Annotated in this window: 10 protein-coding genes; 8 read left to right on the top strand and 2 right to left on the bottom strand. The window is 63.1% G+C overall.

Features of this window, described 5'->3' with window-relative positions; translation table 11 throughout:
- The first annotated feature begins 417 nt into the window (after nt 1-417).
- The 7 genes from rpmH (at nt 418) to KI609_RS22840 (ending at nt 6,288) form a co-directional block, all read left to right on the top strand.
- Complete coding sequence (gene rpmH / locus KI609_RS22870; protein WP_005798102.1) at nt 418-552, top strand: 50S ribosomal protein L34; 135 nt, start codon at nt 418-420, stop codon at nt 550-552.
- Nucleotides 553-615: 63 nt separating this feature from the next.
- Entirely contained in the window at nt 616-1,113 is a 498-nt protein-coding gene (locus KI609_RS22865; RefSeq protein WP_226445803.1) for a ribonuclease P protein component, read from the top strand.
- The gene (yidD, locus tag KI609_RS22860; RefSeq protein ID WP_226450592.1) at nt 1,113-1,406 is read left to right on the top strand and encodes a membrane protein insertion efficiency factor YidD; all 294 of its coding nucleotides are present in this window, start codon (nt 1,113-1,115) and stop codon (nt 1,404-1,406) included. Before KI609_RS22865 ends, yidD begins: the two co-directional genes overlap by 1 nt.
- Nucleotides 1,403-3,109 (top strand): membrane protein insertase YidC, encoded by a 1,707-nt coding sequence (gene yidC, locus KI609_RS22855; protein ID WP_226445802.1) that lies wholly within the window; start codon nt 1,403-1,405, stop codon nt 3,107-3,109. Before yidD ends, yidC begins: the two co-directional genes overlap by 4 nt.
- A 76-nt stretch (nt 3,110-3,185) precedes the next feature.
- Nucleotides 3,186-4,625, top strand: a complete 1,440-nt coding sequence (gene mnmE, locus KI609_RS22850; RefSeq protein ID WP_226445801.1) for a tRNA uridine-5-carboxymethylaminomethyl(34) synthesis GTPase MnmE — start codon at nt 3,186-3,188, stop codon at nt 4,623-4,625.
- A 104-nt stretch (nt 4,626-4,729) separates the two neighbouring features.
- Complete coding sequence (locus tag KI609_RS22845; protein ID WP_413463356.1) at nt 4,730-5,209, top strand: Crp/Fnr family transcriptional regulator; 480 nt, start codon at nt 4,730-4,732, stop codon at nt 5,207-5,209.
- A 110-nt stretch (nt 5,210-5,319) separates the two neighbouring features.
- Nucleotides 5,320-6,288: a hypothetical protein gene (locus KI609_RS22840; protein ID WP_226445799.1), complete on the top strand. Its 969-nt coding sequence runs from the start codon at nt 5,320-5,322 to the stop codon at nt 6,286-6,288.
- Nucleotides 6,289-6,366: 78 nt separating this feature from the next.
- On the opposite strand, the gene KI609_RS22835 is transcribed toward KI609_RS22840, so the two are convergent.
- Entirely contained in the window at nt 6,367-6,921 is a 555-nt protein-coding gene (locus tag KI609_RS22835; RefSeq protein ID WP_226450590.1) for an adenine phosphoribosyltransferase, read from the bottom strand.
- 231 nt (nt 6,922-7,152) lie between these two features.
- Between KI609_RS22835 and KI609_RS22985 the strand changes: the two genes are divergently transcribed.
- Nucleotides 7,153-10,209, top strand: coding sequence for an EAL domain-containing protein (locus KI609_RS22985; protein ID WP_319003120.1), 3,057 nt, complete (start codon nt 7,153-7,155; stop codon nt 10,207-10,209).
- 196 nt (nt 10,210-10,405) lie between these two features.
- Here KI609_RS22985 and KI609_RS22815 read toward each other — a convergent pair whose 3' ends face one another.
- Nucleotides 10,406-12,391: a monovalent cation:proton antiporter-2 (CPA2) family protein gene (locus KI609_RS22815; RefSeq protein WP_226445798.1), complete on the bottom strand. Its 1,986-nt coding sequence runs from the start codon at nt 12,389-12,391 to the stop codon at nt 10,406-10,408.
- Nucleotides 12,392-12,515: the final 124 nt, after the last annotated feature.

Here is a 12,515-nt window from a genome sequence, read left to right as displayed (position 1 = left end):
TTCAGGGAGATTCTTCTTGTGGATAGGGGGAACATTACGGGGAGGCGGATTGTAGCTTGTCAAAGAGTTATCCACAATTTGAGGCCATCCCTGGCTGGAGATGATTTGGCGCATGCGCGAGAGTGCTGGGAGCGCGGCACCGACGCGTGCTAACAAGGCAACGCCTGTGTGGGTAGTGACCGGTGTGCCCTGAAAAAAGAGCCCGCGAATAGCCGCTGTCACCAAAAGGCATTGCCAGCGGCCAACAAGCCTGCGATAATTTTGGGTTTCCCTGAATGTGTTCAGGGTGATTTGACCCGGCCCGCCGTTTTTTCTGCCCCGAGAGTCTGCCGCAGGCGCTGTTTTCACGGCGCGCAATGGGCAGTCTGCAGGGAGCCAGGAGCAGCAGCCCGGAACTGAACCTCAAGGAATAGCACCATGAAACGTACTTATCAGCCCTCCAAGACGCGCCGCGCGCGCACCCACGGTTTCCTCGTCCGCATGAAGACCCGCGGTGGCCGTGCCGTTATCAACGCACGCCGCGCCAAGGGCCGCAAGCGCCTGGCCGTCTAAGGCCGTTACGGTCTACGGCCTGCTCCCCGGTTTGTACCGTCAGGTTCCAAACGGGGTGCTTGCATGCAACGGCTGAAAACCCGTCCACAGTTCCAGGCCGCCATGGCTGGGGGCACCGTCTCACGGACAGCGCACTTTGCGTTGCACCGTTTGGCGCTGGACGTTGACGATGGCGCTGGTGCCAGCCACCACAAAGCACCGACAGGGCCCGACTCCTTGCCTGCAACGCAAGGGGCGCAGGCCCTGTTTGCCGTGCCTGCCGTGTGGCTGGGTGCCATGGTGCCCAAGCGCTGGGCGCGTCGCGCCGTGACGCGCAACAGCATCAAGCGGCAGATTTACACGGTGGGCGCCACCTTTGAAATGCAGCTTTCGCAGGCGGCCCACGTGGTGCGCCTGCGCACGGCGTTTGACCGCAAGCAGTTTGTGAGCGCCACCTCGGACCAACTCAAGCTCGCGGTGCGGGCAGAGTTGCTGCAGCTTTTTGGCCATGCCACACGTCGATCCGGCGCCAGTGCTCCCAGGCCTGCCTTGCAACCGGCCGCCGAAGGGAATACGCCATGATCGTGCAACGCCTGCTGATGGGTGTCGTCAAAGGTTATCGGCTTTTTCTAAGCCCCTGGCTGGGCTCGGCCTGCCGGTTTGAACCCACGTGTTCGGCTTATTCGTTGCAAGCGCTGGAGCAGCATGGTGCTGCTGCAGGCAGTTATCTCACGGTGCGCAGGCTGGTACGCTGCCACCCCTGGTGTGACGGGGGCCAAGACCCAGTCCCGAATCACTTGCCGCGTAGCGCGCGGCTGTTTTCTCGGCTCTCCGATTCCAACACCCAACCATCCTCACCAAAGAAGTCTTCATGAACGACATTCGCCGCACCATCTTGTGGGTGATTTTTGGCTTTTCCATGGTTCTGCTGTGGGACAAGTGGCAATTGCATAACGGCAACAAAGCCACCTTTTTCCCGTCGGCTCCTGCAGTCACCGAGCCGGTGGCTACGGGCGCAGCGCCCAGCACTGCAGGCGCCGCCAGCGTGCCCTCTGCATCGGGTGCGCCCGTTGGAGCCGTGGCCCAAGGCCCCGCTGCCGTGCCAGGTCAGCCTGTGTCTGCAGCCCCGGTGGCGCGTGAGCGCGTCGAGGTGAAGACCGATCTGTACCGCCTGACCTTCGACAGCGAAGGCGGCTCGCTGATCCATGCGGAGTTGCTCAAGCACGCCGACATGACCGACAAGTCGCGCAACTTCCTGTTGCTTGACGAGAGTGCACAGCGCGTCTATGTGGCACAGACCGGGCTGGTCGGTGGCACGTTCCCCACGCACAAGACGGTGATGGCCGTGGTTCCCGGGCCCCGCGAACTCAAGGATGGGCAGGACGAGATCAGCGTGCGTTTCGAGTCCCCTGACCAGGGTGGCGTGAAACTGGTCAAGACCTGGACCATCAAGCGTGGTGCCTACGATATCGCCGTCAAGCACGAGGTCGTGAACACGGGCGCCGCAGCGGTTTCGCCGCAGCTTTACCTGCAGCTGGTACGGGATGGCAACAAGCCGCCCGGAGAGTCGTCGTTTTATTCCACCTTCACGGGCCCTGCGGTTTATACCGAAGCCAAGAAGTACCAGAAGGTCGAGTTCAAGGACGTCGAGAGTGGCAAGGTCGACATTCCCAAGGATTCGCCCAATGGTTATGTGGCGATGGTCCAGCATTACTTTGCCACTGCCTGGTTGCTGGCCGATGGCGTGCACCGCGAGCCCTTTGTTCGCAAGGTAGACAACAACCTGTATTCGGTGGGCATGCTCACGCCGCTGGGGGCCATTGAACCCGGTGCCACCAAGACGGTGGACGCGCGCCTGTTTGCCGGGCCGCAGGTCGAGACCATGATGGAGAAGCTGACCCCCGGTCTGGAACTCGTCAAGGACTACGGCTGGCTCACCATTTTGTCCAAGCCGCTGTACTGGTTGCTGGACCAACTGCACAAGATTCTGGGCAACTGGGGCTGGTCCATCGTGGGCCTGGTGATGCTGCTCAAGATCATGTTCTATTGGCTCAATGCAAAGGCTTACGCCAGCATGGCCAAGATGAAGGCCATCAATCCCAAGATCACGGAGATGCGTGAGCGGCTGAAGGACAAGCCGCAGCAGATGCAGCAGGAGATGATGCGCATCTACCGCGAAGAGAAGGTCAACCCCATGGGTGGTTGCTTCCCTATCGTGATCCAGATCCCGGTGTTCATCGCGCTGTACTGGGTGCTGCTGTCGAGTGTGGAAATGCGCAATGCGCCCTGGATCGGCTGGATTCACGATTTGTCGGCACCGGATCCATTCTTCATCCTGCCCCTGCTGATGACGGCCAGCTCGCTGTTGCAAACCGCCCTGAACCCCGCACCGCCAGACCCGACGCAGGCCAAGATGATGTGGTTCATGCCGCTGATTTTCAGCGTGATGTTCTTCTTCTTCCCGGCCGGCCTGGTGCTGTACTGGCTGACCAACAACCTGTTGTCGATTGCCCAGCAGTGGCTCATCAATACCCGCATGGGCGTGCCGCCGCAGTTCAATCTGCCCAAGTTCAAGTGATTTTCGGTCACTGAACCAGTCCCTCAAAGGCCGCGCAAGCGGCCTTTTTTCTGCCCTCCCTGTAAAGTGCCTGCCCATGCTTTCCCGCCACCACGACCCCATCGTTGCCATTGCCACTGCCCCGGGGCGTGGCGCCGTCGGTATCGTGCGGGTGTCCGGGCGCGCGTTGGGTGGCATCGTGCAGGCGGTGTGTGGCCGGTCTTTGAAGCCACGCGAGGCCACTTACCTGCCCTTTCGTGACGTGCAGGGCCAGGCCATCGACCAGGGGCTGGCGCTGTACTTTCCCGGCCCGCACAGCTACACCGGCGAAGACGTGCTGGAGCTGCAGGCCCATGGCGGGCCGGTGGTGCTGCAGTTGCTGCTGTCACGCTGCCTGGAGGCAGGCGCTGCCATCGACCTGGCCACTGGCCAGGCGTGCCTGCCAGGCCTGCGCGTGGCGCAGCCCGGTGAGTTCACCGAGCGCGCTTTCCTCAACGACAAAATCGATCTGACGCAGGCTGAGGCCATCGCCGACCTCATCGACGCCAGCACCGAAGCGGCAGCCCGCAGTGCGAGTCGCTCGCTGACAGGGGCGTTTTCCAACGAGATCCACGGCCTGCGCGATGCGCTCATTCATTTGCGCATGCTGGTGGAGGCGACGCTGGATTTTCCTGAGGAAGAAATTGACTTCCTGCGCAAGGCAGACGCGCACGGGCAGCTCTCGAATCTGCAGCTGGCCCTGGCGTCTGTCATGCAGCGTGCCCGCCAGGGTGCGTTGCTGCGTGAGGGGATCAAGGTGGTGATTGCGGGGCAGCCCAATGCGGGGAAAAGCTCGCTGCTCAATGCGCTGGCGGGCGCCGAGTTGGCCATCGTGACCCCGGTTGCCGGCACCACCCGCGACAAGGTGCAGCAGACCATTCAGATCGAGGGCGTGCCCTTGCACATCATTGACACCGCCGGGCTGCGTGACAGCGATGACGAGGTGGAACGCATCGGAATCGCCCGGGCCTGGGACGAGATTGCCGCCGCCGACGCGGTGTTGTTCTTGCATGACCTCGCGCGCGCGAATGCTACTGAATATATAGCTGCTGACGCTTATGTAGCAAGCGTAATAGGCCAAAAACTACCTAAATCCATTCCGGTGATTGACGTCTGGAACAAGGTGGACTGTGCAGCAGGCAGCCCGCCACCAGCGGTCGCCATGGCGGGCAGGGCGGAGGAGCGCCCGGCGGTACGTTTGTCTGCCCGCACGGGAGAGGGTTTGGAGGGGCTGCGGCGGATACTGCTCCAGGTGGCAGGTTGGCAATCAGCGCCGGAGGGTATCTATATTGCCCGTGCCCGGCATGTGCAGGCGTTGCAGGCGGTGTCGGCGCATCTGCAGCAAGCAGCCGACCAGCTCCAGGCGAAGGGCCCTGCGCTGGATTTGCTTGCCGAAGAATTGCGGCTGGCCCAGAACGCCTTGAGCGCCATCACCGGAGAGTTCACGTCCGACGATCTGCTGGGTGTCATCTTCTCGAGCTTTTGTATCGGCAAATAACGGCTTTGCAGTGGCTTTGGCCGCGTTTATGTTGTAAACGGACGTAAACGTCGCTTGTGCCCGATCTGTAACAAGGTTATTTTCGCCAGATCATGAATGTTCCAATGCCCGTAGCCTCCAAGGTCAACCTCCAAGGTTTGATCGACGCCATCGCCCAGACCACCGCCGACGACAGCATGACCAATCCGCTGAGCCCGGCACAGTGGGAGGTGTTGTCGTCTTACCTGTTGCCCGTGGTGCTGCCTGCGGGGCAGGTGCTTTTTACCCAGGGGGCCATCGATCGCACGCTGTATATGGTGGAAAGTGGCAGCCTGAGCGTGCATTACCAGGATGAAAAGGAACGTTTGCGCATGGCCATCGTGGGCGCGGGTTCGGTGCTGGGTGAGGGTTCGTTCTTTTCACACCGTGCCCGCAGCGCGACCGTGCAGGCCAGCGCCCCCAGCAAGTTGTGGAGTCTGACAGCGATCCGTTTCACCGAGTTGACCAACCGCCAGCCCGCCATCGCCTTGGGTTTGGCCATGGCCGCCGGGGCCGTATTGGCCAAGCGCCTGGGCAACCGCCGCCGCCGCGTTGCGGCCACCTGACACACGCAGGGGTTCAAATGCCCCTGTGGGCTTGTTCGGAGCGGCATCCGGGGTACTGCGCGGTACACTCAATTTGGATTTTTTCCAGGTGCTCCCGAAGAAAGCAAGCCATGTCCCTGTTCAGCTGGTTCACCCGTAAACCCGCCCCTGCCAAGCCCAGATCGCCAGCCGAACCGTCGGGCCTGCTCAACGCTGACGCCACGGTTCCCTTTCAACCGGGCCGCCAAGGCAAACCGCTGGTGCAGCCGCTGGCACCAGAGCACGCCGCCAACCGTAAAAACGAACGCATGGAGCGGCGCGAACTGCTTTACACTGTGGTGCGCGACGCCATGGTGCGCGCTGGCGTGCTGTCGGCCAGCTACAAGTTCAAGGTGCTCTCGCTGGATCAGCGGGGCCGCCAGTTTTTGGTGATGATGGATTTGGCGCGCGAATATGGCGGTGAAACCGTCCGCTTGAGTGAAATTGAGGCGCTGATCGCCCAGACCGCCAAAACCCGCTACGACATTCTGGTGACGTCCGTCTATTGGCGCATCAACGACCACGTGGCGGTGGGCATTCCTCAAAAAGGCGTGGCGCCTCAGGGTGCGGCGCTGCCGGCCCAGGCATCGGCGGCCTTCGTCAGGCGCCCTCCTCTAGGGACGCCTGTGGCACCGGCGGCCTCGGGGGCTCGGTTGGCCTCCCCTGCCCCTTCGACCTTGCCTTCTGCACGCCCAGCAGCGCCTGTGCCCACAGCGGCGGCAGTCACGCCCAGCCGCCCTGCCGCAGCAGCGCCTATGGCGCCTGCGCCATTGCGCGCACCTTCGGTGGCCGCAGTCTCTGCTGTTGAGGCATCACAACGCCAGGGCGCGCGCTACGAACCCATCGAAGCGGACGAAGTGGCCGCATTCAAGCGTGCGCTTGCCAATGCGGCTGGCTCGTCTACTGCCCCGGTTGCAGCGGCAAAACCCGGTGTTCCTGTGCGCTCGGGGCCATTGTTGTCGCCCACGCCTTCCCCTACGGGATTTGAAGACACGGAGATGCCGGGCTCGGACGGGCCGGCGCCCGACCTGAGCAGCACGCAGTACGGCGAGTTGAATTAGCGCGCCGTTCGGATGGGACGGGGTAAGCCTGGGCCGCCTTGAGGCGTCATGTGGCCCTTCCGGCGCACTGCCGGCTTTTCAGTGGCCTTCAAAATCCACCAGCGTGTAGAGCGGCAAACCCGATTCGCGCAGGCGCTGTGAACCGCCGAGCTCTGGCAGATCCACGATGGCTGCACCTTCGGTGACCGTGGCCCCGAGTTTTTCGAGCAATTTTTTCCCCGCCATCATCGTGCCGCCGGTGGCGATCAGGTCGTCAATCAGCAGCACGCGGTCGCCCGCCTTGACGGCGTCGGTGTGCAGTTCCACGGTGGCGCTGCCATATTCCAGTTCGTAGGTTTCCTCCACCGTCGTAAAGGGCAGCTTGCCCTTTTTGCGGATCGGCACAAAACCTACATTCAGCTCATACGCCACCACAGCCCCCAGGATGAAGCCGCGGGCATCCAGGCCCGCCACCACGTCGGGGCGCAGCGCCTTGTCCATGTAACGGTGCACAAAAGCGTCGATCAGCACGCGAAAGACCTTGGGGTCCTGAAGCAGCGGGGTGATGTCCCGGAACTGAACCCCCGGGGCGGGCCAGCCTGGCACGGTGCGGATGTGTTGGCGCAGGTATTCGTTGACGCTGAGTGATTGCAAGGGCTGGGGCATGGGCGGGATGGGAAAGGAGGCGGTTGGGGCACCGCCTGGCCACCTGCAAGGCGGCACTGCGGGTACGCCTTGTGCGGGCGAAATGCAGGAGTGTAAACAGCCTTCCCCCAGACAGCGGCTCACACGCATACGGCCGTGAGCCAGCCCCATAATGAATCGCTGTTGTCACCAGCAAGCGCTTTTCAGACGGCTCTCGGCCATACTCCTCAAAGACCGGTTATGTCCATCTCAGTCCTGCTCATCGAAAGCGATAGCCACCACGCACAAGCGGTGGTGGATGCGCTGGTAGACCCCTGGTCGCAATGGCGGGTGGATGTGGCGTCGTCGCTGGCACAGGCCCGCGAGCAGTTCGCCCGTAGCCGCCCCGACATCGTCCTGGCAGCACAACGCACCGTGGACGGGTCGGTATTTGGCCTGTTGGATGTGCTCGATGGCGTGCCGGTCATGATCATTGTGCGTTCTGGCGCCGAAACCCACGCCGCCCAGGCCATGCGCAACGGCTTCAATGACTATGCGGTGCAAGACCCCGCGCTGGACTATCTGCACGCCTTGCCCGCGCAAATCGACGCGGTGCTTGAGCGCCACTCCCATGCCCGCGCGCGGGTCACCGCCGAGGCCATGCTCGCCCGGCATCATCGCCTGCTGCAGGCGATCTCTCGCGCGCAAGCCATGTTCATTGCCAGTTCGGTGCCGCGCGCCACCTTCGAGGCGCTGCTGGACGAGTTGATGTCGCTCACGCAGAGCGCGTTTGGCCTGGTGGGCCAGGTGCAGCGGGCTGCGGACGGGCACGCCTACCTGCGCGTGCACGCCATGACCGACATCAGTTGGGACGAAACGTCGCGCGCCCTCTACGCCCGGCACGCCGACGAAGGCATGGTGTTTGACAACCCGCGGTCCCTGGTCGGTGCCGCGCTGGCTTCTGGCGAGCCGGTGATCAGCAACGACGCCAGCCATGATGAACGCGGTGTAGGTGTCCCCCCGGGCCATCCGCCGCTGCGGACCTACCTGGGATTGCCGATCCACGCAGGGGGCGAGCTGGTGGCGATGGTCGGGCTGGCCAATCGTCCAGAAGGCTACACCGAGGCGGAAGTGCAGTTTCTACAACCGCTGCTGAACACCGTGGGGCAACTGGAGCTGGCCCGCCGCGCAGAGCTGGCCCGCCGTGCGGTCGAGGCCGAGCTGGCCCGCACCAGCGCCCTTTTGGCCGACAAGACGCGTGCGCTCGAAGGCACATTGGCCAGCATGTCGCAAGGCATCAGCAATGTGGATGCGCAAGGGCGGATTCGTGTTTACAACCAGCGGTATCTGGAGCTGCTGGACCTGCCCGAAGCATTGCTGGCTACACAGCCCAAGGTGGAGGAGGTGGTCCGGCTCCAGACCGAGCGCGGCGATTTTGGTCCTGAGTTTCAATTCCTGGACCATGCCGCGCGGCCCTATGTGGCGTCCGAATATGCCGCCCATGGTGACCATCTCGACATGCCCGACGTCTACGTGCGGCGAACGCCTGGCGGTCGGTATATCGAGGTGCGCACGCGGCTGCTGGAGGAAGGCGGGCGGGTTCGCACCTTCACCGACGTCACCAATTACCTGACCACCCTCGAAGCCTTGCGCGCGAGTGAGTCCCGGTGGCGCAGCCTCACGCAGCTGTCGTCTGATTGGTACTGGGAGCAAGATGCCCAGTTTCGCTTTGTACGGCTGGACGGCAATCGCCACGACGCTGCGGGCGGGCCGCGTGACGAGATGCCTTATGGGGTGACACTTTGGGAGCTTCCCGGCACCTTTGTGGCCGAGGGCCAGTGGAGGGCACACCGCAGTGCGGTGACAGCGCACGAGGTGTTTCACGATTTTGAAATGAAGCGAACAGGCCGCGCGGGACAACCTTACTGGGTGTCGATCAGTGGGCAGCCGATCTTTGATGCGGAAGGCCGGTTCACAGGTTACCGGGGGGTGGCGCGCGACATCACTGAACGCAAGCAGGCCGAGGCCGAGATCCAGCGGCTGGCGTTCTATGACGAGCTCACGGGCCTGCCCAACCGGCGCTTGTTGATGGACCGGCTGGCGTGCGCTGCGACGCTGAGCGCCCGCGATGGCTCGCATGGCGCGCTGCTGTTTCTCGATCTGGACAACTTCAAAGGCATCAACGACACCTTGGGCCATGAGTGGGGTGACCAGCTTTTGGTGCAGGTTGGCGCCCGCATCAGCGCCAGCGTGCGGGCCACCGACACGGTCGCACGCCTTGGTGGTGATGAATTTGTGGTGGCGCTGCAGGGGCTCCACAGGCTGCAGACCGAGGCCGCCGCAGAGGCCGAGGCCGTAGCTCAGAAAGTGCTGACAGCGCTCAACAGCCCTTATCAGGTGAATGGCTGCGAAATACACAGCACGCCCAGCATCGGCATCACGCTGTTCAGCGATGCGCTGCAGCCGGTGCAGGAATGGCTCAAGCGCGCCGACCTGGCCATGTACCAGGCCAAGGCGCAGGGGCGCAACAGGTTGTGTTTCTTCGACCCCGCCATGCAGGTGGCCGCATCGGCGCGCCTGGCGCTCGAGGGTGACATTCGCCAGGGGCTGCTGCGTGAGGAGTTCCTGCTCCATTACCAGCCGGTGGTGGACGAATCAGGCCTTGTCATGGGCGCCGAGGCGCTGGTGCGGTGGCTCCATCCGCAGCGCGGCATGGTGTCTCCCGCCGATTTCATCCCGCTGGCAGAGCAGACGGGGTTGATCCTCGTCCTGGGACAGCAGGTGCTGTCCATGGCCTGCAGGCAACTGGCGCAATGGGCGGGTGATGCGGCCACATCGTGGTGGAGCCTGGCCGTGAACGTGAGCGCGCAGGAGTTTCGCCAGCCCGACTTTGTGCAAAAGGTGCTTGCTGCGCTGCAGGATTCGGGGGCTGATCCTGGCAGGCTCACGCTGGAGCTCACCGAAAGCCTGCTGCTTCAGGATGTGGAGGACAGCATTCTGAAAATGCAGGCCCTGCGCAAGCTCGGCGTAGGCTTCTCGCTGGACGACTTTGGCACCGGCTACTCGTCGCTGAGTTACCTCAAGCGCCTGCCGCTGGACCAGCTCAAGATTGACCAGAGTTTTGTGCGTGACGTGTTGACCGACCCGCACGATGCCACCATTGCCTGCACCATCATCACGCTGGCCCACAGCCTGGGGTTGGAGGTGGTTGCCGAAGGGGTGGAGACGGACGGCCAGCGTTTGTTCCTGCTGCGCAACGGCTGCCGGAAGTTCCAGGGCTACCTGTTTGGTCGGCCTGGGCTGGTGGAGTTGCTCTGATTGCTATTAAAAATATAGCTGTTTGCGCTTTATGTATAAGCGCTAGAGGCCGATTTCATTGAAATTTTGACGCTGACCTTTGCGCTTTTGCGCTTTTGCGCCTTTGCGCCTTTGCAAAGGCGCGCCCCAGGCAAGAGATGCCCAACAAGGGCCGTGCCAATGCGCCTTCGGGGTGCGCCTTGGGGGAGACGCCCTGCTACCCCCGCAGCAGTTTGTCTTCTGCCAGCGCCAGCGCAGCCGGGTGGCCCGACAACACCAGGGTGTCGCCTTCGGCCAGCATGGCGTCATCCACGGGGGCGGTCATGTGGCCATTGCCCCGGCGCAGGTTCACCACCTGCACGCCCATGGCGGGCAGCGCCAGTTGGCCCAGACGGCGTCCCAGCGATGTGGCGCCGGGTGGCAGGTTCAGGGTGGACAGGCGCTCCTGGTCGCGTTCGTTGACGGTGTCGTCATCTGCGCCATGGAAGTATCCGCGCAGCAGGTTGTAGCGCGCATCGCGCTGGTCCTGCACCAGTCGAATCACCCTGCGCATGGGAACCCCCACCAGTGCCAGCGCGTGGCTTGCCAGCATCAACGAGCCTTCAATGGCTTCGGGTACGACTTCGGTGGCACCCGCCTCCTGCAATTTGTCAAGGTACAGGTCGTCTTGTGTGCGCACCACCACGGGCACGTGGGGCGCGTGCGAGCGCGCATTGGCCAGCACCTTCAAGGCGGCGGGCACGTCGATGTAGGTGATGGCCACGGCGCTGGCGCGCACCAGCCCGGCAGCCATCAAGGCCTGCAGCCGGGTGGCGTCGCCGTACACCACCGAATCGCCGGCCGCCGCCGCTTGGCGCACGCGGTCAGGGTCCAGGTCCAGCGCCATGTAAGGAATATGTTCGTGCTCGAGCATGCGCGCCAGGTTCTGGCCGCATCGGCCATAGCCGCAAATGATCACGTGCTTGTTGGTGTTGATCGATTTGCGGGCAATCGTGGTCATCTGCAACGATTGCTGCAGCCAGTCGCTGGCCACCAGCTTCATCACGATCCGGTTGCTGTACATGATGAGAAACGGTGTGGCCAGCATCGACAGCACCATGGCTGCCAGGATGGGGTTCATCAGCGCAGGCTGTACGAGGCCGTTGTTTTGCGTGAGGGACAGCAGCACAAAGCCAAACTCGCCAGCCTGGGCCAGGTAAAGCCCGGAGCGCAACGCAATGCCCGTGGTGGCACCCATGCCCCGCGCGAGGGCCAAAATGATGACGAGCTTGATCAGCAAGGGCACGGTCAGCAGCAGCAGCACGAGGGCCCAGCGGTCCACCAGGATGTGCCAGTCCAGCATCATGCCGATGGTGATGAAAAACAATCCGAGCAACACATCGTGAAAAGGACGGATGTCGGTGCCCACCTGGTGGCGGTACTCGGTCTCAGACACCAGCACCCCGGCGATGAATGCGCCGAGCGCCAGGCTCAATCCCGCCAGCTCGGTCAGCCAGGCCAGGCCGAGCGTGATCAGCAACAGGTTCAGCATGAAGAGCTCATCGCTCTTGCGCCGCGCCACCTGCGTCAGCCACCAGCGCATGAACCGCTGCCCCCCCGAGAGCAGCAGTCCCACCAGCACCGTGGCCTTGAGCAGCGCCCAACCCAAAGAGGGCAGCAACTGGTCAGGCGAAGAGCCCAGGGCCGGGATCAGCACCAGCAAAGGCACCACGGCCAAGTCCTGAAACAGCAAGATGCCCATGACCCGACGGCCATGTTCACTTTCGAGTTCGGCCCGCTCGGCCATGAGCTTGACCACGATGGCCGTGCTGCTCATCGTCATCACGCCCGAGAGCGCCAGCGCTGTCTGCCAGCCCATGTCCCACACGCCACCCACCCAACGCGCCAGAGCCAAGGCCAGGGCCGACACCACCACCATGGTCAGCACCACCTGCATCAACCCCAGGCCGAACACCTGACGGCGCATGGCCCGTAGCTTGGACAGGCTGAATTCGAGGCCGATGGCAAACATCAGAAACACGACACCAAATTCACCCAGGTGCCGCACACCTTCGGAGTTTTGTGCCAGCGCCAGCGCGTGGGGTCCGATAAGCACCCCTGCCGCCAGATAACCCAACATCGGGGGCAGCTTGAGACTGCGGCATGCCACCACGCCCAGCACTGCGGCCAAAAGGTAAAGCAAGGTAAGTGCGAGAGACGACATAGGTTTGATGCTATCCGACGCTTTGGCAAGGGGGATGGGTTTTTGCACTGCAGCATGTTGGATCCGGGTCTCTGCAAGGCTGGGGCACGCCGGGCCCGCGCAGAGGCGTCCGGTCGATAGAATC

The organism is Acidovorax radicis (assembly GCF_020510705.1).
In the GTDB taxonomy this organism is placed as follows: domain Bacteria; phylum Pseudomonadota; class Gammaproteobacteria; order Burkholderiales; family Burkholderiaceae_C; genus Acidovorax; species Acidovorax radicis_A.
Note: the sequence above shows the minus strand (reverse complement) of the source record. Positions and strands in the feature narration are given on the sequence as shown.